The 21,327-nt window shown below is 74.8% G+C and carries 20 protein-coding genes and 1 pseudogene; 8 read left to right on the plus strand and 13 right to left on the minus strand.

Annotation, left to right across the window (positions count from 1 at the left end):
• The 3 genes from LO771_RS29190 to LO771_RS30920 form a co-directional block, all read left to right on the plus strand.
• On the plus strand, positions 1 to 407 hold a 407-nt coding region (locus tag LO771_RS29190; RefSeq protein WP_230748035.1), incomplete at its 5' end, for a carbohydrate ABC transporter permease.
• On the plus strand, positions 404 to 1,306 hold the full coding sequence (locus LO771_RS29195; protein WP_230748038.1) for a carbohydrate ABC transporter permease: 903 nt from the start codon (positions 404 to 406) through the stop codon (positions 1,304 to 1,306). The genes LO771_RS29190 and LO771_RS29195, both read left to right, overlap by 4 nt.
• A gap of 450 nt (positions 1,307 to 1,756) precedes the next feature.
• Entirely contained in the window at positions 1,757 to 2,740 is a 984-nt protein-coding gene (locus LO771_RS30920) for an MHYT domain-containing protein (protein WP_255745028.1), read from the plus strand.
• A 138-nt stretch (positions 2,741 to 2,878) separates the two neighbouring features.
• Here LO771_RS30920 and LO771_RS29205 read toward each other — a convergent pair whose 3' ends face one another.
• Positions 2,879 to 3,526 carry a response regulator transcription factor gene (locus LO771_RS29205; protein ID WP_230748040.1) on the minus strand — a complete coding sequence of 216 codons (648 nt, stop codon included), beginning with the start codon at positions 3,524 to 3,526 and terminating at the stop codon, positions 2,879 to 2,881.
• Between the two features lie 1,124 nt (positions 3,527 to 4,650).
• On the opposite strand from LO771_RS29205, the gene LO771_RS29210 reads away from it, so the two are divergent.
• Together LO771_RS29210 and LO771_RS31770 are read left to right on the plus strand one after the other, a co-directional pair.
• Positions 4,651 to 5,847 carry a globin domain-containing protein gene (locus tag LO771_RS29210; protein WP_230748042.1) on the plus strand — a complete coding sequence of 399 codons (1,197 nt, stop codon included), beginning with the start codon at positions 4,651 to 4,653 and terminating at the stop codon, positions 5,845 to 5,847.
• On the plus strand, positions 5,829 to 6,386 hold the full coding sequence (locus LO771_RS31770; RefSeq protein ID WP_374228274.1) for a hexameric tyrosine-coordinated heme protein: 558 nt from the start codon (positions 5,829 to 5,831) through the stop codon (positions 6,384 to 6,386). The genes LO771_RS29210 and LO771_RS31770 overlap by 19 nt, the downstream gene beginning before the upstream one ends.
• Here LO771_RS31770 and LO771_RS29215 read toward each other — a convergent pair.
• Entirely contained in the window at positions 6,298 to 7,200 is a 903-nt protein-coding gene (locus LO771_RS29215; protein WP_230748044.1) for an ABC transporter substrate-binding protein, read from the minus strand. The genes LO771_RS31770 and LO771_RS29215 overlap by 89 nt on opposite strands.
• A gap of 107 nt (positions 7,201 to 7,307) precedes the next feature.
• Positions 7,308 to 8,165 (minus strand): methyltransferase domain-containing protein, encoded by an 858-nt coding sequence (locus LO771_RS29220; RefSeq protein ID WP_230748046.1) that lies wholly within the window; start codon positions 8,163 to 8,165, stop codon positions 7,308 to 7,310.
• Positions 8,166 to 8,841: 676 nt separating this feature from the next.
• Here LO771_RS29220 and LO771_RS29225 point away from each other — a divergent pair.
• Entirely contained in the window at positions 8,842 to 9,867 is a 1,026-nt protein-coding gene (locus LO771_RS29225; RefSeq protein WP_230748048.1) for an alpha/beta fold hydrolase, read from the plus strand.
• 485 nt (positions 9,868 to 10,352) lie between these two features.
• Here the strand turns inward: LO771_RS29225 and LO771_RS29230 are convergent, their stop codons facing one another.
• The 5 genes from LO771_RS29230 to LO771_RS29250 form a co-directional block, all read right to left on the minus strand.
• On the minus strand, positions 10,353 to 10,856 hold the full coding sequence (locus LO771_RS29230; RefSeq protein WP_230748050.1) for a group III truncated hemoglobin: 504 nt from the start codon (positions 10,854 to 10,856) through the stop codon (positions 10,353 to 10,355).
• Positions 10,853 to 11,263 carry a hypothetical protein gene (locus LO771_RS29235; protein ID WP_230748052.1) on the minus strand — a complete coding sequence of 137 codons (411 nt, stop codon included), beginning with the start codon at positions 11,261 to 11,263 and terminating at the stop codon, positions 10,853 to 10,855. The genes LO771_RS29230 and LO771_RS29235 overlap by 4 nt, the downstream gene beginning before the upstream one ends.
• Positions 11,264 to 11,621: 358 nt before the next feature.
• Positions 11,622 to 12,155, minus strand: coding sequence for a hypothetical protein (locus LO771_RS29240; protein ID WP_230748054.1), 534 nt, complete (start codon positions 12,153 to 12,155; stop codon positions 11,622 to 11,624).
• A 510-nt stretch (positions 12,156 to 12,665) separates the two neighbouring features.
• Positions 12,666 to 13,679: an alpha/beta fold hydrolase gene (locus tag LO771_RS29245; RefSeq protein ID WP_230748056.1), complete on the minus strand. Its 1,014-nt coding sequence runs from the start codon at positions 13,677 to 13,679 to the stop codon at positions 12,666 to 12,668.
• Positions 13,680 to 13,767: 88 nt separating this feature from the next.
• The gene (locus LO771_RS29250; protein WP_230748058.1) at positions 13,768 to 14,562 is read right to left on the minus strand and encodes an oxidoreductase; all 795 of its coding nucleotides are present in this window, start codon (positions 14,560 to 14,562) and stop codon (positions 13,768 to 13,770) included.
• 782 nt (positions 14,563 to 15,344) lie between these two features.
• Here LO771_RS29250 and LO771_RS30925 point away from each other — a divergent pair.
• Positions 15,345 to 15,587, plus strand: a pseudogene (locus LO771_RS30925) (SpoIIE family protein phosphatase); the annotation flags it as partial.
• 11 nt (positions 15,588 to 15,598) lie between these two features.
• Here LO771_RS30925 and LO771_RS29260 read toward each other — a convergent pair.
• Positions 15,599 to 16,549: a LysR family transcriptional regulator gene (locus LO771_RS29260; protein ID WP_230748059.1), complete on the minus strand. Its 951-nt coding sequence runs from the start codon at positions 16,547 to 16,549 to the stop codon at positions 15,599 to 15,601.
• A gap of 746 nt (positions 16,550 to 17,295) precedes the next feature.
• On the opposite strand from LO771_RS29260, the gene LO771_RS29265 reads away from it, so the two are divergent.
• Positions 17,296 to 17,793 carry a hypothetical protein gene (locus LO771_RS29265; protein ID WP_230748060.1) on the plus strand — a complete coding sequence of 166 codons (498 nt, stop codon included), beginning with the start codon at positions 17,296 to 17,298 and terminating at the stop codon, positions 17,791 to 17,793.
• 77 nt (positions 17,794 to 17,870) lie between these two features.
• Here LO771_RS29265 and LO771_RS29270 read toward each other — a convergent pair whose 3' ends face one another.
• From LO771_RS29270 to LO771_RS29285, 4 genes are all read right to left on the minus strand, one after another.
• Positions 17,871 to 18,602, minus strand: a complete 732-nt coding sequence (locus LO771_RS29270) for an anti-sigma factor (protein WP_230748062.1) — start codon at positions 18,600 to 18,602, stop codon at positions 17,871 to 17,873.
• Positions 18,599 to 19,150, minus strand: a complete 552-nt coding sequence (locus tag LO771_RS29275; RefSeq protein WP_230748063.1) for a sigma-70 family RNA polymerase sigma factor — start codon at positions 19,148 to 19,150, stop codon at positions 18,599 to 18,601. Before LO771_RS29275 ends, LO771_RS29270 begins: the two co-directional genes overlap by 4 nt.
• 163 nt (positions 19,151 to 19,313) lie before the next feature.
• Positions 19,314 to 19,796, minus strand: coding sequence for a MarR family winged helix-turn-helix transcriptional regulator (locus tag LO771_RS29280; RefSeq protein ID WP_230748064.1), 483 nt, complete (start codon positions 19,794 to 19,796; stop codon positions 19,314 to 19,316).
• 186 nt (positions 19,797 to 19,982) lie between these two features.
• Positions 19,983 to 20,966, minus strand: coding sequence for an SCO0930 family lipoprotein (locus LO771_RS29285; RefSeq protein ID WP_230748065.1), 984 nt, complete (start codon positions 20,964 to 20,966; stop codon positions 19,983 to 19,985).
• Between the last annotated feature and the right edge of the window lie 361 nt (positions 20,967 to 21,327).

Genomic DNA, 21,327 nt, shown 5'->3' on the forward strand with positions numbered 1-21,327 from the left:
CCATCATCGCCGCCTACATCTGGATGTGGGCCGGCTTCGCCATGGTCCTCATCGCCGCCGGGCTCACCGCCGTCCCCCGCGAACTCCTGGAGGCCGCCCGGATGGACGGCGCGAGCGAGTGGCAGGTCTTCCGCCGGATCACCGTGCCGCTGCTCGCCCCGGTCCTCGGCGTCGTCCTGGTGACGCTGGTCATCAACGTCCTCAAGGTCTTCGACCTCGTCTACATCATCGCCCCCGGCTCCACCCAGCAGGACGCCAACGTCCTCGCCCTGCAGCTCTACCTGTCCTCCTTCGGCGGGGGCGGGAACCAGGGCGCGGGCAGCGCCATCGGCATCGTCCTGCTGCTGCTGGTGCTCCCCGCCATGCTCTTCAACATCCGCCGCTTCCGAAGGGAGAACCGACGGTGACGACCCTTCAGGAAGCCCCGCCCGCCGTCCCCGCCGGGGCCGCACCCCGGCCGTCGCTCGCCGCCCGCGCCGCCGCACGGCTGGCGGGCGGCGCGGCCCGGACCGTCCTCCTCGCCGCCGGGCTGCTCTGGCTGGTGCCCACCGTCGGCCTGCTGGCCTCCTCGCTGCGCGACCCCGCCGACATCCAGCAGTCGGGGTGGTGGCACGTGCTGGCCGACCCCTCCCGGCTCACCCTGCACAACTACGCGGCGCTGCTCTCCAACGACGCCGTCACCGGCTCGCTGGCCAACACGGTGCTGATCACCGTGCCCGCCACGGTGCTGGTGGTGCTGGTCGCCTCGCTGGCCGGGTACGCCTTCGCCTGGACGGAGTTCCCCGGCCGGGACTGGCTCTTCCTCCTCGTGGTCGGCCTCCTGGTGGTGCCGGTGCAGACCGCGCTCCTCCCGGTCTCCTCGCTCTTCGGCGACCTGGGGATCTTCGGCAGCATCACGGGCGTGGTCCTCTTCCACGTCGCGTTCGGCCTGCCGTTCGCGGTCTTCCTGCTGCGGAACTTCTTCGCCGAGATCCCGCGCGAGCTGCTGGAGGCCGCCCGGCTGGACGGCGCGGGCGAGCTGCGGCTCTTCCTCACCGTCGTCCTGCCCCTGGGCGGCCCCGCGATCGCGGCCCTCTCGATCTTCCAGTTCCTGTGGGTGTGGAACGATCTGCTGGTGGCGCTGATCTTCGCCGACGCGGGCTCGGCGCCGATCACCGTCGCCCTCCAGCAGCAGGTCCGGCAGTTCGGCAGCAACATCGACGTCCTCGCGTCGGGGGCGTTCCTGTCGATGATCATTCCGCTGGTGGTCTTCTTCGCCTTCCAGAAGCAGTTCGTCAACGGCGTCATGGCGGGCTCGGTGAAGTAGCCCCTCCCCCCGGGAGGCGCCGCCCCCGGCCGGGTCCCGCGGAAAACGGATGCATCCACGGCCCGTCCCGGACGGCCGTGCATCCCGGACGCATTTCCTCCCGCAGGAGGAAAACATTCAGGAAACGGCGGGTGAAAGGTGACTTCCGGTCGCCCCCGCCGATTTTCCCATGCCCTTTTCCGGTTCGCCGGAGATGCGTCCGGGGGCAAGGTTCGTGTCCGTTCGTACAGTGCCGGAGGGCGCACGGGATTTCCTCCCGGACAAACCCTCCGGGCTGGCTAACCTCCTCTGCGGAGATGCTTCGGCGCGCTGGCCGCCGGCATCCCCCCTCCGCACAGCAGCGCCCGCCCCGGGCCCGCACCGGACGGTCCGCGCAGCGTGTCCGGCCCCGCCGCCCGCAGCGGGACCCCGTGTCGGCCGGGACGGCTCCACCGAGTCCGAGGACGATCCGTGACACCCCACCAGACGCTCACCATCGGCGCCCTGGCGCCCTCAGCCGCCGTCGCCGTCGCCGGCGCCCTCCTGACGGCCGCCGCGCTCCGCTGGCTCCTCTCCGGCGTCGGCCCGACCCCCGTGTGGCGCGTGCTCGTGCCCCTCTCCTTCGGCACCACGGCCTGGAGCGCGCACTGCATGGCCCTGGTCGGCGCGGCCGTGGGAGGGGCCCCGCTGCACCGGGACGCCTCCGCCGAGGCCGTCGGGTGGGCGGCCGCCGTCCTGCTCGCCACGGGGGCCGTGCGCGTCCTGGAGCGGTGGAGGAGGCCGGCCGCCTCCCGGTTCCTGGCCGGCGCCGCCCTCGCCGGTGCGGTGCTCGCAGTGGAGCGTGCGGGCATGTCCGCCGCGCACCTCCCCGGGCCGCTCGACACCGACGTCCCCCAGGTGCTGCTCTGCCTGGCCGCCGCCACGGCGGCGTGCACCCTGGCGCTGGAGGTGCTCTCCCGCCTCCCGGTGCGGCTCGGCGTGTGGCCGGCCGCGGTGCTCATGGGCGTCGCCGTGACCGGTGCGCAGGCCCTGACGCCCAGCGTGTACAGCGCCGTGGCGGTCGCCCCCGACCTGTCGGAGACCGGGGGACTGCAGGCCGCCTCCTTCCTCCCCGTCGCCGTCGCCGCCCTGGGGCTGCAGCTCTTCGCCGTCCTCTTCGCCCGTCTGCTGATGACCTCGCACGAGCCGGACCTGTCGTCCCCCGCCCCGGTCCGCGGCGGTGACGGGGCGTCCCCCGCGGCCCCCGCTCCGGCCGCCGCCGCCCCCGCCCCCGAGGCCACCCCCGAGGCCGCCCCCGCTCCGGCCGCCGCCCCGGGTCCGCGGGCCTTCCCGGGGGAGCGGCCCTCCTCCGGTCCGGAGCCGCAGTCCATCGCGGGCGAGCTGCTCCCCGCCGTGCCCGCCTACCTCCGGTCCGGGCCCGTCCAGGAGGACTTCCGGGAGCCCGCCGACGCCTGACGGGGAAGGGACCGCCCGCGGCCGCCCCCCGGTGCCGTCCCGTCCCACGCCGACCGGGAGGTGCCACGCCGACCGGGGGGTGCCACATGTGCCACGACGGGCACGCCCCGGTCGGGGCGTGCCCGTCGTGGCACACGGTCAGAGCACGCCTGAGCGGATCCCGTACGCGACCGCGTGGGTCCGGTTGCGCAGGTTCAGGCGCCGGGTCACCGCGTGGATGATGTTCTTGATCGTCCGCTCGGAGTAGTTCAGCTTGTTCGCGATCTCCACCGTGTCGAAGCCCTCGGCGAGGAGCCGCAGGACGTCGACCTCCCGGCTGTCCAGGCCCGCCGAGGACCCCGACCCGGACGCGCCGTTCTGCACCGCCCGCAGCTCCTCCACCAGGCGCCTCACCAGGTCGCGGGGCATGTCGGACGCGCCCCGCCGGGCGGCGATCATGGCCTGCAGCACCTGCTCGAACCCGGTCTGCGGCCGCAGCAGGAAGCTCACCAGCCCGTAGCCGATCGCCCGCATCAGCTGGGACTCGCCGATCCCCTCGGCGACCAGCACGACCCGCAGCCTGCGGTCGGCCGACTGCAGGGACGCGGCCTTCATCCACAGCAGGGTCTCCACGGTCACCTGCCGGACCACGACCAGCAGCACCTCCGCCGTGTGCGACAGCTCGGGGGAGACCACTTCGACCTCGGGGCAGGCCCGCAGCAGCGTGAGGACGCCGTCACGGGTGAGCGGGTCGTCGGTCCGGACGGCGACACCGAGCGGCTGTACGGCCGTCTCCCGCTGCGTCAACACCCCTCCTCCGCACCCCGTGCCGGGAGGCGTTCCGCATCCGTGCCGAGACCGCCGCGCGCGGACACCGCACCCGGGGCGCACGGCGCCGCAGAGCCTCCGGTCCGCCGTCCCCGGCCGCGGGAGCCGCGGCGCGCGACCGCTCCGCAGCCGGCCCGCGGCCGCCCCGGAAAGGAATGCGACGGGTCCGCGGACGGAAAGACCCGATGTGTACGCCCGTCCTGCGTTTCCGTGCAGCGGGGAGCAACTCGAATCAGTGGCGTGTTCTTTCTGGAGCCATGGCTCATGTCGACTTCTCCGCCTCTGTGGTCATGCTGGGGCGAGCCATTCCCGGCTCTCATCCCCGAGGAGCCCGGACGCGTGGCCATCAATTGCCACAACGACTTCCGGCGCTGGGGCGAGAATAAATATCACTGCGCCCCGCAGCCAGTCGCGCGAGGCGCCCCTAGGGCTCTGACCTGCAGGTTCTTGGTGAACGGGCACATCTTCTGCCTGCATGGGTATTCCTGCCCCGGGAGGTGAACTGACGGGCCGTCCCGCGCATCACGCGCCGCCGCGCGCATCCCGCGCCGTGCCGTCCGTGCCTTGCGCGGCGTTCTTGGCGTCCCGGTGCGGGGCCGGGATCCGGTGCGGCTGCCGGACGGACACGCCGGGACTTCCCGCATCCGGCAACGGGGGCGGGCCGCACCGTCGTAGCGCGGAGGCCGCCGGGCTCGTTAGGTCGTGCGTCCGGTACGGGGTCCGGCCGCCTTCGCGGGCCGCCGCTCCATGCTCGCCGCCCCAGCGAGGCGGTTCAAGCGGCTCAGTTCCCCGGGGCAGTGCGAGTGCCCCAACGCCGCCTCCTGCGGGCACCGTGCGGGCCCGAGGGGCTCCGCGCCGGGCCGCAGTGGGGTGTCCGGGGGGCATGCCGGCGGGCGGGTGCGCACGGCGCCTCCGGTCGGCCCTCTGGATCCGGACCCGCACCCCGAGAAGCGGTGTAAGATTCAACCAATTTTCGACGGCCTCCCGCCGATGCCGCCAGAGGCGGACCGCCGACCGTGAGCCGCTGGACCCGCAGGGTCCGGCGGCGCCCCGGCGGCAGGGCCGGACCCGCGACGACACCGCTCCAGCCTCCTGGGAAGACCATGCTCTCCGCGCGATCCCGCGACCTGGTCGCCGACAGCCTGCCGGCGGTCGGCGCGGTCGTCACCGACATCACCAGGCGCTTCTACCGGTCGCTCTTCGACGAGCACCCTGAGCTTCTCGACCACCTGTTCAACCGGGGGAACCAGGCCAACGGGGAGCAGCAGAACGCCCTGGCCTCCGCCCTGGTCGGTTTCGCCTCCCTCCTCGCGTACCGGCCCTACATCCGCCCCGAGGACGTGATCGCACGCATCGCGCACAAGCACGCCTCCGTGGGCATCACCCCCGAGCAGTACGGCCTGGTCCACCACCACCTCATGCGTGCCTTCTCCGACGTCCTGGGGCCCGCCCTCCCCCCGGCCGTCGCCGCCGCCTGGGACGAGGTCTACTGGCTGATGGCGGACTCCCTCGTCGCGGCCGAGGCCCGTCTCTACGCCTCCGTGGGCGCCGAGCCCGGTCTTGCGTGGCGTCGTTGGCGCGTCGTGCTCCGCGTCGAGGAGGCGCTCGACGTGGTCTCCCTCCACCTCGAGCCCGTCGACGGGGCCCCGCCGGACCCCTACACCGCCGGCCAGTACGTGACCGTGGCGTCGGAACTGCCCGACGGCGCCTTCCAACTGCGCCAGTACAGCCTCTCCTCCGCCCCCGAGGACCCGCTCTGGCGCATCACCGTCCGCAGGAGCCGCCCGGACGGGGGCCGCCCGGCGGGAGAGGTCTCCTCCTTCCTGCACGACCGGGTCGGGATCGGGTCCACCATGCTCGTCTCACCCCCCTACGGCGAGGTCGTCCTGGACGACTCCGACGCACCGCTGCTGTTCGCCTCCTCGGGGATCGGCGCCACGCCGCTGGTCGGCATGCTCAGGCATCTGAGCGCCACCGGGTCGCGGCGCCCCGTCACCGTGGTCCACGCCGACCGCAGCGCCTGGACGCATCCGCTCCGCTTCGACGTCGAGCGCTGCGTCCGAGACCTGGGAGGACGGCTCCACGTCTGGTACGAGGACATGGAGGACGCCCCGGCCCACGCCCGCCGCGGGCCGGTCGACCTGACCGAGCTGGAGCTGCCGTCCGGGCTCCGCGCCTACCTCTGCGGCCCGGGCTCCTTCACCCGGGAACTCCGTCCCGCGCTCGTCCGGGCGGGCGTGGCCCCGAAGGGGATCCGCCACGAGGTGTTCGGCCCCGACCTGTGGCAGGCCCCCAGCTGAAGCCGAGGCAGCCCCCCGCCGGGCCCGGACGCCGCCCGCGGGGCAAGGGGAGGGGCGCATCCGTCCGCCGGTTTCCGGAGGGTTCCTCCCCGACCGGGGCGCTGGACCGGTGCGATGTCGGACAAGGGCCCCGACGAGGCGCCGGCCGAGGTGCCCGCAGCCCGCTGATCACCCCGACGTCCGAGGAGGACCGCGCACGGGGCTGCGACATCGAGCGCCGCACCGTCCACGCCGTCCGGCCCGGCCTCGACGTGCTCCAGGGCGGCAGGCCGAACCACGCCACCACCCCCGACAGCCTGATCCGCGCCGCGCACGTCGTGGCCGTCGGGTTCGCGGCCGTCGCCGCCGCCAACGACCGGCGGAGCGGAGCCGGGACCGTCCCGGCCGGCCGGGACGGCCGGAGGGCGGGGGTGCCTCCCCCGCCCTCCGGCGCCGGACCCGCCCGTACCGTCAGAAGCCTCCGTCGAGGGTCGCCGAGTGGATCGCGCCCACCGCCAGGTTCCACTTGTCGACGACCTGCTGGTAGCGGCCGTCGATGATGAGGTTGTTGATGCCCTCCTGCAGGGCCTTGGCGAGCTTCTCGTCCTTCTTCCGGACCGCGATCCCGTACGGGGCCTCGTCGAAGAGGGTGTTGGGGACCTCGTACAGCCGGGGGTTCTGCTGCGCACTGAACAGGGCCACCGGGGTGTCGGTCATCTGGACGTCGGCGTTGCCCGTCCGGACCTGGTCCAGGGTGACCTGGTTGTTCTCCTTCTGGACGGCCGAGGGGAGCGGGGCGCCCTGCAGCCGGCACTTGTCCGCCTGCTGCTTCAGGAGGTCGACCTGGGTCGTCTCCAGCTGGACCGCGACGCGCTTGCCGCAGATGTCCTCGACCGTCTGGATCCTGCGCGGATTGCCCTTGCGGACGAGCAGCGAGGTGCCGGAGATGTAGTAGTCGATGAAGGTGAAGCGCGGATTCCCGTCCTTGCTCCCGCCGAGCCGCCGATCCGCAGTGTCGGTCATCCCGGACATCACCATGTCGAACTTCCCCGCCGCGAGGCCGGGGAGCAGCGAGTCGAAGGACGTGTTCTCGAACTTGAAGGTCACGCCCAGCTCCTTGCCCAGGACCTCGGCGAGGTCGGGGTCGAAGCCCACGGCACCGTTGGGCCCCTCCGACTCCATGGGGGCGTAGGTGAGGTCGCTCCCCACGGTGATCACCTTGGAGTCCCGGTAGGACTGCGGGAGGTAGGAGCGGGCCGAGAGCCGTCCCCCCGAGTCGCCGCCGAGGGAGCCGCAGCCGCACAGCAGCAGGTTGCCGGAGAGCAGCGCGGCCCCCACGGCGATCGGACGGCGGGGCGCAGGGGGCATGGACATGCTCGAGTTCCCATCGGGTGGTGCGGTGGTCCTGGCTGAGGTGGGTAAAGGGGCCGCAGGCCCGCGGCGCCCGGGTGGTCCGGCGGCCGCAGCCCCGGGGATCCCGGTCACGCCGCGCGGCGTCCGGAGGGGCGCTTCCGCCAGACCGTGACGTGCGCCTCGAAGTAGTCGTACTCCCGGGGGTTCTGGCGCAGGACGCCCGGCTCGTCACCCTCCCCGAGGAGGTCGAAACGGTCCGCCAGCAGGTGCTTGAGGCCCTCCTCGCTCGTCGTGGAGCCGTCCTGCGAGCCCAGCCAGCGCTCCGGGCGGCTGAACGCGGACGACCACGACCAGGGGCACGCGACGGCGAGGAGCCCGCCCTCCCGCAGGAGCGCGTCGGATGCGGAGAACTGCTCCAGGCAGGCCGCCGGGTCCTCGACCCGGTCGAGCACGTTGGACAGCAGCACCGCGTCGAAGGGCTGCTCCGGGACGTTCAGGGCGGCGGCGTCGCCGAGTGCGAACGCCACCGCCGCGCGCCCCTCCGCCGGCGGCAGGCGGAAGGCGACCTCGCGCACGAAGGGGCCCGACTCGGCGACGCCGAAGGTCCCCCCGGAGTGCTCGGTGAGGGTGCGTGCGGTCTCCACGGCCCGGGCGCTGATGTCGACGCCCACCACCGACTCCTCGACCCACGTGCTCATCGCGTGCGTCGCGCCGCCCACGTTGCAGCCGACGTCCAGCGCCCTGGCGACGCGCGTGCCGGTGCGGACGGCGCAGGCGTGCACGGCCTCGGAGAGCCGGCGGGTGTACCCGTGCGCCGCGGCGAGCGGGTGGGCCGGGTCCCCGAACACGTCCTCCGCCTGCCCGTAGTGCATCAGCAGGTAACGCGATATCTCCCGCGGGCTGTCGTAGAGAGATCCGGCGTCCTTTCCGTCGACGAGGTCCTCGCCGTGGAGGAGTACCGGGACGTCGTTCATTCTGGAGCCCACAGGGTTTCGCTTTCTTCGCGCGGCCTCCCGGACGGCGGCCGTTGTGCCAGGCAGGTAGGCCCCGGTGGGGGCGGCCTCATTGAATCAGGAGCGAACTGCCGGCATCCGTCTGTCATGCCATCAGGTGCCCTATGGATTGACGAATTTGCCCTTTCACCCCTGCGTCCTGCATTCCGTCGCCCCTTGCGTCCCGTGTTCCGTCGTCCCCCGGGGAAACGGATACCCCTCGTGCTGCGAAAGGCGTGCCCGGCGCCCCGACCGCCGGGCGCGGGGAGTGCGGGGGGATCGGGACCACCCGTCCCCGGTGTCGCGGCACTCGGGACAGGGAGGCGTCGCACCCCGCCGCCCGTGTGCCGCGACACCGGGACCCGCGGGACGGCGGACCTTCCACTGCGGCCGCCGCCCGGGCGCCCGGGGGATCCCGGTGCCCGGGACGACCGCCCGGAGCGCTCGCCGGGAGGGCCGGCCGAGTGACCGGGCCGCGAGGCACCGCCGGCCGCCCGGCGCCCTGATGCCGCAAGCCCTTCCTCGGACCGAACCGTGCCGCCCGGCGCGTCCACCCGTCCGGCCCCCCGTCGTCACCTGTCCGCCGCAGCCGGGATCGCACGGTCGGCGCAGGGCGATGAGGCTGACGGGCATCCGCACTCCGCTCTTCTCCCCGAAGGAGAGGTCAGCCGTGAACCCGTCCACCGACCACCGCCCCCGTTCCCGCCGGGCACTCCCGTGCGCCCTGGCCGCACTGGCCCTCGTGTCGGCGGTGCCCTGTGCGTCAGCCGTCCCCGCGGCCCCCGTCCCCGCCGCCGTCCCTGACGGCAACGGCGGGCCGGCCGTCCGCCCCACCGTGGTGCTCGTGCACGGTGCCTTCGCCGACGCGTCCAGCTGGAACCCGGTGATCCGGCTCCTGCAGCGCGACGGCTACCGCGTGGTCGCCCCGGCCAACCCCCTGCGGGGCCTCGCCGCCGACTCCGCCTACCTCGCCGGCGTCCTGCGCAGCATCAAGGGGCCCGTCGTCCTGGTGGGGCACTCCTACGGGGGCGCGGTCGTCAGCGGGGCCGCCGCGGGCAACCCCGCCGTCAAGTCCCTCGTCTTCGTCTCGGCCTTCATGCCGGACAAGGGCGAGGCCCTCGGCCCGCTGGCCGCCCGGTTCCCCGGCAGCGAGCTCAACCCCGCGCTCCTGCCGGTGCCCACCACGAACGGCGACGGCACCACCGGCACCGACCTCTACATCAAGCCCGACATGCTCCGCCGGGTCTTCGCCGCCGACCTCTCCGGCGCCACCACCGCGGTGATGGCCGCCACCCAGCGCCCGATCGACGCCGCCGCCTTCGCCGGGAAGGCGACGGCGGCCGCATGGCGGACCATCCCCTCCTGGGCGGTGGTCGCCACCCGTGACAAGGCCATCCCGCCGGAGCTGGAGCGTTTCGAGGCGCGCCGCGCGCACGCGCGGACCACCGAGATCGACTCCTCGCACGTCCCGATGCTCTCCCACCCCGAGGCCGTCGAACGCGTCATCGTCGACGCCGCCCGGTCCCGTGCTGCGGACGCGACCCGTGCGACGGACGAGTCGTCCACGGAGCTCGCCGCCACCGGGTCCGGTACGGCCGCCGGCGCAGGGACGGCGGCGGCGCTGGTCGCCGCGGGCACCGGGCTCGTCGCGGCCGCCCGCAGGCGCAGGACGCGGGCGCACCGCTCCGCGGGCTGAGCCGGCGGCCTTTCCTCCCCGGGCCCGCCCCGGTGCACCGGGGTCCGCCGGCATGGGGGAGAAGCGGCGGACCCCGGCGGGCCCTGACCGGGTGTCCCGGCGGGCCGGAGCGGTCCGCGGGTCACCTTCCGCTCGCCACTCCCGTCCGCACGGCACCACCCGGCCTTCCCCGGCTGCGGGCGACGGCCCGGTGTCGGAGTCGGGCCGTCCACCGTCGCGGACGGGTCGATTCTCCGGGCCGCCGCCCGCTCCGGCCAGCGCTCCTTCCCCTTCGGGCAGGGCCGCTGCCCCCGGGGGCGGACGCCTTTGGCGCCTGCCGCATCCCGGGTCCGTACCGGCCGGGCGGGGCGCGGCACGGCGGGCCGGGTGGGGACGCCGGGCCCGATGGGGACGGCGGACACGGCCGTGGAGGGCGGTCCGGGGGGGGAGGGCAGGTGGGTGCCCGTCGTCGGCGTGCCGCGTTCACATGGTCGGCGGGTCGGGGTTCAGGAGGCCGGGCGGCCCTCGGGCGGCGGGCCGATCGCGACGTCCACCGGGCCCGGCCGCGGTCCGGGTTGCGGGTCCGTTCCGGGCCCCGGGCCGCCGGCCGTCCGGCGCAGCAGCGCGGCGGCCACGTCCGTCGCCTTGGCGACGGCACGCCGCGCCACCGGGCCGGTGTGCCGTTCCTCGACGGTCCCGGTCCACAGCAGCAGCCAGCGCGCGAAGTGGTCCCCGCGCAGCGGGCTCCGTGCGTGCAGGTCGGTGTGGGCCCGCAGCGCGTTGCGCCGGTAGGCGCCCGCGCGCAGCAGCATCCCCTCCCAGAAGTCCGCCATCACCGGAAGGTGGACGGCCAGGTCCACGCGGGCCACCTCGGTGAAGAGGGGGCCGATGAGGGGATCCGCCAGCGCGCGTCCGTAGAACGCGGCCACCAGCGCCTCCACGTCGGCGCGGTCCCGGATGTCGGGCCGTCCGGCCTCCGGGTGCGCCCCGGCCCGCCCGTCGCCGTTCACGACGTCCCCAGCAGGACCGCCGCGGCCACCAGCACGACGGCCTTGGCCCCCTCTGCGGCCACGTACGCCACGTGCAGCCGCGACCGGGGGACGGGCTCGCCGGCGATCACCCGGACGGCCCGCCGGTCCATGCGGGGGCGCAGGAGGAGCACCTGGGCGAGGAGCAGCACGGCCGGGAGGGCGAGCACCGCCGCGCGTCCGCAGCCGAGGCCCGCGGCGACGGCCGCGGCGAGCAGGAGCAGTTCCATCCGGTTCAGCGCCGCGAACACCAGCCGGCCCACCGACAGGGCGACCGGGACGGTCATACCCGGTGCGCGGAACTTCAACGGCGCCTCCAGGAAGGAGATGGCGACGAGGGCTCCGAGCCACACCGAGCAGAGCGCGGCGGCTGCGTGGGGAAGGTTCATGACGCGTCCTCGGGTCGCTCCGGGGCGGTGCGGAGGGGGGCACCGCGCGCGGACGGGGCGGGGCCGCGCCGCCGAGGGACGGGCGGTGCACGGCCGGGGCTTAAAACATGTATACCATATGCGTATTTTTGCCGTCGGTGGACGGGCCTGCCGGTGAGGGCGCCGCCCGGACAAGGGCCGCCCGGACAGCGGTCGGCGCCCGCCCGCCCCACGGCGTGGTGCCGTGGGGCGGACGGGCGCCGAGTGGGGTGCGGTGCCCGCCGCACCCCTTGCGCCGCCGGTCTCCGTCCCGTGAGCCGGCGGTGCTCCCGCGTCCCGGAGGCAAGGAGCCGGGTGCGGGAGGCCCTCTGTGCGGCCGCTAGCGGTAGAGCGCCAGGCGCGGCAGGAGTGCGATCCGGTCCTCCGCCGAGGGCAGGGCGCGGGTGAACGTGACCCGGTAGTGGACGACGGCCGACCCGCGGGGCAGGTCGCCGGTCCTGGGCAGTGCCGAGTAGAGCGTGCCGGTCTGGGAGCCCATGCGGACGGGCTCCCACCGGTGGGTCGCCGGGTCGCGGCGCTCCACGCGCGCGTCGCCGGGCGACAGGTACGTCCGGCCCCCGGAGGGGACCAGCAGGATCTGGACGGCCGCGGGTCCTGCCGTCCGGGCGGGGAGCCGGACGGCCGCCTCGTGGGTCCTGCCGTCGGCTCGCACTCCGCCCGCCGCGAGCTCCTCGATGTGGGGCGAGGTGCTCCGCGAGGGAGTTCCGGGGGTGGCGGAAGCGGCGGGGGCGGCGGTGGTCGCGGGCCGGTCGGGCGCCGCGCCCGCAGTCGGTGCCGCGGCCAGTGCGGCGGCACCTGCCAGGATGATCGGTGCGGTCGCGACGGCGGCCTTGCGCACCAGGCGGTTTCGCATGGTCCTTCTCCTTGCTGCGCCCCGCACGGTGGTGTGTGGGCGATCGATCCCTTCCCTGTGGGGACACTCGCCAGCCTAGGGCAAGTTCGTTGAATGTTGAACTTGCAGGCGCGTGATGTGCGCCATCCCGAGGGCGGGCCTGCGTCGGCGGGCCGAGGGACCGGCCGCGTCCGTGGCGGCGATGCGGGGCGGCCCGCCGCGTGGCGGCGCCGGGTACCCCGGACGCTCGGGGGCGCGCCGGGGAGCGACGCGGGTGCGGTACGGGCGGTCCCGACCGGTGTGCGCCCCTCGCGCGCCGGCCGGTCCGCGGGGCCCCGGCCGATGCCCTTCGAGACGCCGGTGACGAGTGTCCGCCGGTTCTGCACGGTTCTTCTCCTGCCGCGGGTGCGGTGCGGACTCCCGGGCCCGCCTCCTCGGGGCCCCGGCTCCTCCCCCTCGGCGCGGTCCGCCCGGGGCCGCCTCCCCGTGCCGGAGGCCCGCCGTCCCGTCGGACGGCGGGCCTCCGTTCTGCTACCTGCCCAGGAAGTCGAGCAGGCGCTTGGTCATCTCGGCGGGCTTCTCCTCCCACATCCAGTGGCCGGACCCGGCGACGACGCCGCCCGTCACGTCGGTGGCGTAGGTGCGGACCTGGTCCGGGACGGCCCGGCCGAGGCTGTACTGGGCGCCGAGGGCGAGGACCGGCATGGTGAGCCTGGTCCTCACGTTGACGGCGTTGTCGGCGACGTCCTGGTTGAGGGTCCGGAACCACTTGAAACTCGCGCTCAGGTGGGCGGGGTCCTTCAGGTAGTGGCCGTAGATCTGCGCGTCACGCGGGGTGACGCCGTCCTTGTTGTACTCCAGCATGTCCGAGAAGCGCTCGACCCACTGCGCCTCGCGGCCGTGGACGGTCTGCTCGGGGAGGCCGTTGGTGACGTTGAAGAACCCGAAGTTCCAGAAGCCGGCCCCCTGCGGCGTCAGGGACGGGAAGGAGTACAGGCTCTTGTCGGGGATCGGGGCCTCGGTCAGGACGAGCTTCGCGACGTCGCGGGGGTGGGCCGCGGCGTAGGAGTAGGCGACCATGGTGCCGATGTCGTGGCCGACCAGGCGGATGTCGCGGTCCCGTCCCAGCTTGACGAGGAGTCCGTGCAGGTCGGCGGCCATCGTCTTCTTGTCGTAGCCGGCCGCGGGGGCGTCGCTGCCGCCGGCGCCCCGCAGGTCGGGGGCGATCACGTGGTAGTGCCTGGCCAGCGCCGGGAGGACCTTGTGCCACTCGTACCAGGTCTGCGGGTAGCCGTGGACCAGGACGAGGGTCCTGCCGTGGCCGCCCTCGACGAAGTTGATGTGGACGTCGCCGACCTTCGCCTTCCGCTCGGTGAACCCCGCCGGTACCGCGGGGCGGGGGTCGCGGTGCGCGGACGCCGCCGCGGCCGGGGCGGCCCTGTCCTCCCCGGAGGCCCAGGCCGTGGAGGGTGCCTGGACGAGGGCGGTGATCGCTGCGGCGGCGGCCGCGCCGGACGTGAGGGCGGTGGTGACGGTCTTCTTCACGGTGGTCTCCTCGGGTGTGCGGGTGTGCGGGTGTGCGGGTGTGCGGGTGTGCGGGTGTGCAGGGCGGCGGGGGAGTGGTGAGGGTGTGTCAGAGGGTCTTGACGAGGCCGCCGTCGATGGTGACGTCGGTGCCGGTGATGTTGGCGGTGCGGTCGCCGGCGAGCATGAGGACGAGGTCGGCGACCTCGTCGGGGCGGGTGAAGCGGCCGGTGGCGAAGCCGCCGAGGCCCGCGACGGCCTGCTCGACGGCGGTGTCCAGGTCCACGCCCATGGCGCCCGCGATCTGGTCGGCCATGCCGCCGGCGCCCTTCCAGATGTCCGTGGAGACCGGGCCGGGGGCGACGCTGTTGACGCGGACGCCCTGCGGTCCGACCTCCTTGGACAGGGCCTTGGAGAAGTTGGTCATCGCCGCCTTGGAGGCGGTGTAGTCGATGACGCCGGGGTCCGGGAGGAAGGCGTTGACCGAGCTGACGTTGACGATCGCGTCGCGCGAGGCCAGCAGGGAGGGCAGCGCGGCCCGGCAGGCGCGCACCGCGCTCATCAGGTTGAGGTTCAGCGTGGCCAGCCAGTCCTCGTCGGTGACCGAGAGGAAGCCGCCGAGCCGCGGTTGGACGGCGCCGACGTTGTTGACGAGGACGTCGACGCCGCCGAAGCGCTCGACGGCGGTGGCGACGAGCCGCTCCACGCCCTCGGCGGTGGCCAGGTCGCCCGCCACCGGGACCAGCCCGTGAGTGAGGGCCAGCTCCTCCAGGACCGGGCCGGGGTTGCGCGCGCCGGCGACCACATGGGCGCCCTCGGCGGCGAAGGCGACGGCCGTCGCGAGGCCTATGCCGCGGCTGGCGCCCGTGACGACGACGGTCTTGCCCTTGAGGTGAAGGTCCATGGCTGCTTCTTTCTGGATTGATTGATACGCAATGATGGCGTGGAAGATCCGGAAACCTCGGGGTCGGGGCGCTCTGGGCGTGTGTGCGGCGCACGTGGGGCCTGCCTCCTGCGGGGCGTTCCCCGGTGGCGCACCCCCTCGGGGTCGCTGTCCCCCGGCCTCTCCGTCATGCGTTGCCGGCAGGGTGCCGTGACGTCACCGTACTGATTCTGGAATGAACAAGCAAGTATTGGCATGCCGTGGATGCCGGCAGGCCGCCGGTCCGCGGCCCCCGGGCCGGCGGGGGCGGTGTGTTCGCCGGGCGGCGAAAGCGGCAGTGGAGCACCCCGCGCTGCCCCCGGCCCCCGGACCGCAGGCCCCGCATCCGATGGTGAGGGCGTGGAAACCGGACGTGCTGTGGCCTACGGCCCGGACCCGGACCGCACCTCCTGCGGGCGGACACGCGCCCGTACCTCCCGTTCGCCGCGGCCGTCGAGCGTGCCGTGCGCGACCCGTGTGCCTTCAAGGCCGTGGTCCACCTCGACCGGTCGCGGGGGTGAAGGGCCTGGTCGCTCCGGCCGTCGTCGGAGCGCCGCCGCCGGTGTTCGCCATCCTCGACCGTATCCCGCGCGACGGCCCCCGGCCTCGGCCGCCTCCTTGCGGACGGTCCCGCCGGGGTCCTCCTCGTTCCCCGTCGTGACCCTGCGCGAGGACGACACGCTCCGTCCCGCCCCCTCCCCGTGCTCGGTCGTCGACGTGACGCTCCTGATCGGGAAGGGCGTCCTCGGCGTGCTCTCCGAGCCGTGGGCTCCCCCTGCCCCGGGAGGTGCCCCGGCTGCCGGAGCGCACGGCCGGGGCGGGGGGCCTGTCGTGCTCTCTGCAGCAGCCTCCGGGCGTACGCGGCCGAGGGCCACGATCCGGCGGACGTCCCGGCCCGATCCGGCGCGCTGTTCGCCGCGCCCGACACCGAGCCGTACGCCACCTGCTGCCCCGTCCGGTTCGACCCCGGCTTCGCGACTGCCGAGGTCGCCCGTGCCGGGCACCCGCCGGCCCTGCGTCAGCCGGCCGCGCCGCCGTCCCCCTCCCCCGTCGCCCGTCGTGCGGCGTCGCGGAAGAGGTCGAGGGCGTATGGCAGCAGGGGCGACCCGCCCTCGGCGGCCCACACCATGATCAGGTCGATCGTGCGGTCGCGCAGGGGGACGAACACCACCCCTCGCGGGGCAAGCCGCTCCTGGTACGAGCGGACGAGCACGGACACGCCGAGCCCGGCCTCGACCATGCCCAGGACGGCCGTCAGGGTCGCCCCGTGGACGCGCGGGAGGAAACCCGCCGCCCTGCACGCGGAGAGCAGCCACGCGTGGCCGGCAGGCCGGACGGAGGGCGAGAAGAACGCGAAGTCCTCGTCGGACAGTTCCGCCAGGTCGACCTCCCCGCGTCCGGCGAGAGCGTGGCCGGCCGGCAGCACGGCGCACAGGGGTTCGCGGGCCAGCAGCTCGTACCGCAGGCCGGGCGGCGGTGCGGTGAGCCTGACCAGGCCCACGTCCGCCCTTCCCTGCAGGAGGGCGCCGAACTGCTCCTCCTCGACGGCCTCCGCCATCGTCACCTCGACCGCCGGACGCTCCGAGCGCATCCTGCGCAGCACCCGGGTGACCAGGCCGTCGGACGCTCCCGGCAGGACGGTGACGGTCAGCCGCCCCGTGGTGCCCTCCGCCGCCCGCAGGGCCGCTTCGCGGACCCTGGCCACCTGCCGTATCGCCCTGCGTGCCTCCGGGAGCGCGGCGGAGCCCGCCGGGCTCAGCTCCACCCGACGGGTCGTGCGGACGAACAGGTCCACCCCGAGGTCCTGCTCCAGGGCCCGCACCTGGCGGCTGACCGCGGGCTGCGCCATGGACAGCCGTGCCGCGGCCCTCCCGAAATGGAGTTCCTCCGCGACGGCCACGAATACCGTGAGGAGCCGCGCGTCCATCTGTCGGAGGTCGTCGCCGGGGTGCGGCGCGAAGTCATTCATGCAGATATCTTATAGGTGGATGCCGGGAAAGTCTTGGGTGGATTTTGTGACGCCGTTTTACCCGGCCGCATGAGTACTTTCTCCCGTCCTGGCGGGAACCGCCGTTCCCCGCTCCTCCCGGTCGTCGAGCGCGAGGACGACCGCATCGCAGGGCGCGGCTGCGACGGGGCCCCTGCAGGCCCGCGGCGGCGGCGACGGCGAGGCGTTCTTCGTCATGGGCGGTGGGCTGTGGGTCGTCGTCGACGGCGAGGAGTGCAGAGCCTCCGCCGGTGCGATGGCCGTCCCGTCCCGGAGGTCCGTCCGCCCCGTCGAGGCCGACGGCTCCCCGGCCGGGCTCCGGCCTGCTCTGCGGCGCGTCCAGGGCCCAGGTCCCCGACCTGCGGCCCCGGGTGTGCCGCCCGGGGCGCGGGGAGCCGGCCGCAGTCTTCTAGCTTGTGTGCAATTAAATGGCCTGCTATGTTGTTGGTTGAGGAGCATCGTCCGTGCGCCCGCCGCACCGGAGGGGCAGCGACCCCGTCCCGGGGCGCGCCGCACGGAGGAGCCGCCTCCCGGAGCCCTGCGGAGAAGCGCGCAGGAGAAGTGCGCGCGTTTCCCGCCGACTGTCGGAACCCCTTTTCCGCCGCGTCTTGCCCGGCCCTGCGGGAATGCGTTTCCGAGGGAATTCTGTCCGGATTTTCCGGACCGTCTTCCGCCTCCCCTGGAATGACGTCCGGATCGGCCTCCGAACGGACGGGAACGGATGCGCATTGAGGGTGCCGCGAGCGCGGGGCGGAGAGCATTCCCGCCAGGAGTCCGTCATCCGCAGGCTGCACGGCGACCACGCCGGCGCACTGGCCGCCTACGCCGTGCGGCTCGCCGGCGGACCCGGACCGGAGGCCGAGGCGGCCGTCCGGGAGGCGCTGATCACGGCCTCCCGGCGACCCGACCTGCTCGTGCGCGGCCGAGGTGCCGTACGCGGCCTGCTGCTGGCCGCGGTCCGCTCCGCCCTCGCCGGACCGGAGGCGGAGGGCGCGCCGCCGTCCCACGACGGTGCCGCGGCCGACCGGTGGCCGGACGTCCTCCAGGCCCTCGAACACCTCCGCCCCGAGCACCGCCGCCTGCTGGCCGAGATCCACGGCCGCGGCCGCTCCCTCCAGGAGGCGGCGGACACCCTCGGCCTGTCCGCCGCGGCAGCCGGGGCGCGCCTGCGTGCCGCCCTCGCCGAGCTGCACGCCGTCCTGCGGACGGAGCAGCCCCCGCCCTGACCGCTCCGGGTCCCGCGCCCCGGGGGACGGCGGGACACGGAGCGGTCCTGCACCCCCGGCCGGGCCGGGGGGACGGGTCAGCTTTCGAGTGCGGCCGTCACCAGCCGCCTCCCCGCCGCGGTCTCGACCGCGACCGCGGCCACGTCCGCCGGGGCCATCGACGCGGACCCGGTCAGCGACGTCCCCGCGGACTGGGCCGCCGGGGACACCTTCCAGCCGCCCGCGACCTCCTTGCGGCCGTCCCTCCCCATGACCACGAGTCGGCAGTCCTCCCCGGCCCGGACGCCCGTCACCGCGGCGCTCACCCGGACCCACCCGGCGGCCGGGGCCACCGCGACGGTCAGCCGTGCGCCGGTGGCCGGGTCGGTCACCGAGGCCGTCCTCACCCCTCCCGCGGGCGCCGGGACCGCGGGGGCACGCGCCTCCGGCGCGGGGGACCCGGACCGGCCGACCGCCACACCCGCCCCCAGCAACGCCGCGGCCGCCACGACCGCCGCCGCGCCCGTCGCGGCCCAGCGCCGCCGGTCCCGCCGCACGCCCTCCGCCCGGACCTGGCGCAGCGTGCGCTGCAGCAGCAGGTCGCCGCCCTCGGGCGGCCCCTCCAGGAAGGCCTCCGGCGGCACCTCGCCCAGGAAGCGCTGCATCTCCGCGAGTTCCGCCAGCTCCCGGCGGCACTCCGGGCACTCCGCCGTGTGGTGCTCGACCTCGGCCCTCTCCGCCGGGTCGAGGGTGCCCAGGACGTACCCGGTGAGGCGTTCGTCCTCGTGCCGCAGGCCGTCGTTCTGCTGTCCTCCGTGCCGGACGCTCATGCGGCAAACTCCTTCCCCGCCGTGCGCTTGGACGCGTAGGCGTCGCGCAGCGCCTTGAGAGCATAGTGCGAGCGTGACTTGACCGTCCCGGGCGGAATCCCGAGGGCGGCGGCGGCCTCCGCCACGGACCTGTCCCGCAGGTAGACCTCCTGCAGCACCTCGCGGTGCTCGGCGGAGAGGCGGTCCAGCGCCTCCACGACCAGGAGCGAGTCCGCCACGGAGTCCGCGTGGTCCGGCTGCAGCGGCGGCGGGGCCGCCGTCTCCCCGACCTCCGTGGGCCGGGCCGCCTTCGCCCGGTACTGGTCCGTGACGATGTTCCTGGTCACGGTGAGGAGCCAGCCGCGGACGGAGCCCTTCCCGTTCACCAGGGCGTCGGGGTTGCGCCAGGCCCGGACCAGCGTCTCCTGGACCGCGTCCTCCGCGGCGCCCCGGTCGCCGGTCAGCCGGGTGGCGTAGGCCAGCAGGGCCCGGCCGTGCTCTTCGTACAACGACCGGATGAGGGCCTCGTCGCCCGTGCGTCGTCGGTTCCGCGACCGCAGTACCGCCATCCGTCCTCTCCGTCCTGTGGTGCCCGGCCCCCGGCGCCGGAGCGGCGGCGGGGGCTTCATGCACAACACGGACGGGGGGTCTCACGAGTTCACCTGCCCCGGTTTTCCGTCCCGGCCCGCGGGCGGACGGGGGCGGTCCGGTGCCGCGACCGCGGTCCGGGTGTCAGGCGCTCTGCTCGGCGAGTGCCGCCGTGACGTTCGTGGTGAGGCGCCGGAGCAGGTCCTTGGCGAGTCCGACCTCCTCCAGGGAGAGCCCCACGGACCCGGCGATCGCCAGGGGGACGTCGCTCAGGCGCTCCCGCAGGCGCATGCCCTCCTCCGTCACGGAGATCTGCACCGAGCGCTCGTCGTCGGCCCGCCGCTCCCGGCGCACCAGCCCGTTCGCCTCCAGCCGTTTGAGCATGGGCGTCAGCGTGCCGTAGTCGAGCTGCAGGGTGCTCCCGAGGCTCTTGACCGGCAGGGAGCCCTGGTTCCACAGCGCCAGCATCACGAGGTACTGGGGGTAGGTGAGCCCTGCGCCCTCCAGCAGCGGCCGGTACCGGGCCGTCATTGCCCGGGAGGCCGCGTACAGCACGAAGCAGAGCTGGTCGTCCACGACGAGGGGGTCGTGGAGGCTCCCGGCCGGTCCGCCGATGGTGCCGTCCATGGTGCCTCCTCCTGCCGGTGACTTCTCCCGTACGCATCGTACGCGCCGCGACCCCTTTCCCGTGCGCACACGTGCATCGTGCGCGAGGTGCGTGGGGCGGCTGGCCGCGGGGCGGTCCGTCCGGGTACGCCGCGGCCGCCGGTCGGGGGGGCCGGCGGCCGCGGCTTCCCGGAGGCCCGGTCGGTCTCAGTACCCCGAGTCGTACGCCGGTGCGGAGGCGGCCGGTGCGGAGGCGGCGGGGGCGGAGGCGCGCCCCGCCGCGGGCACGGTCCTGCCCCGGTCGTTGCGCGCGTCCTTGGAGATGGCGAACCACGTGCCGCCCACGCCCTGCCCGTTCGTCTGGCCGGGCGCGGTGTCCCCCTTGAAGGTGTAGGCGGGCCAGCAGTTCACGGCCACCTGCCGGGTGCCGTCCGGCCGGGTGAAGGTGAACAGCAGGGCGGGGTCGATGTCCGCGGCCCTCGCCTCCTCCGCCGTGACGGGCGGGGCGGGCGTCCACTTCTGCAGGCAGGCGTCGCCGCAGGCCGTGGCCATGGGCCAGGGGGTGTCCTTGGTGAACAGGTACAGGGTCATGCCGTTGCGGTCGGTCAGGACCTTGCCCAGGCCCGGGGCGTCCAGGACGCCGAGGGCCGGGCGCGGGGCCCCCGCCTTGCGGCCGTCGGGCGCCGAGGCGAACCAGGTGCCGCCCACCCCCTGCCCGGTGGTGTCGCCGGGCTTCGTGTCCTTGGAGTACGCGTACAGCGGCCAGCCGCCCAGGGTCAGCTGGCGGGTGCCGTCGGACCGTGTCACCGAGCCCAGCAGGGAGGGGTTGAGCCCGGGACCCGCCGAGGCCCCGTCCGCCGGCACGGGCGGCCAGGCGGTCGCGCAGGCGCCGTCGCAGTTCGAGGCCGACGGGCGCGGCGCGTCCTTGTCGAAACGGTACAGCGTGCGGCCGGAGCCGTCCTGCACCAGCGGGCCGAGCCGCGGGTCCTGCCGCACCGACACCTTCACCGCCGCGGGTGCCGCGGTCGCCGGGGCGGTGGCGCCGCCGGGTGCCGCGGAGCCCGGCGCCGCCGCGGCGGCGGGCTTCACCGTCTGTGCGGCCGAGCCGTCCCCCTGCGTCCCGCACGCCGCGAGCGGGAGCAGCAGGGCTCCGACCGCTCCGGCCAGCAGGGCGTTGCGACCGTTCTTCATCACCGTGTCCTCACCTCGTCGGACCGGCGCCGTCTGCGCCGCCCCGCCTCCACACGGCCGGGGCCGGCCGCCGGTTCACCCGAGGGGGAAGTGCCTGAGATCACACAAGAATAAAGTGCACGATTTGCTTGTGCACAAGTTTTATGTGCACAGTGGTGTCCGACCGGCCCCCGGCCGACGTGCCCCGACCATCGGCCGGGGGCCGGCCCACCCCATGCCTTCCGAAGGAACGATGATGATCAACGCCGTCAAGCACCGCCGCGCCGTCCTGACCGCCGCCGCCCTGGGCGCCGCCGCCGTCGCGGCCACCACCGCGGCCACCACCGCCTCCGCCGCCCCGGCCCGCCCCGCCGCCCACCAC

Origin of the sequence: Streptacidiphilus sp. ASG 303, from assembly GCF_020991365.1 — a bacterium.
GTDB lineage: Bacteria > Actinomycetota > Actinomycetes > Streptomycetales > Streptomycetaceae > Peterkaempfera.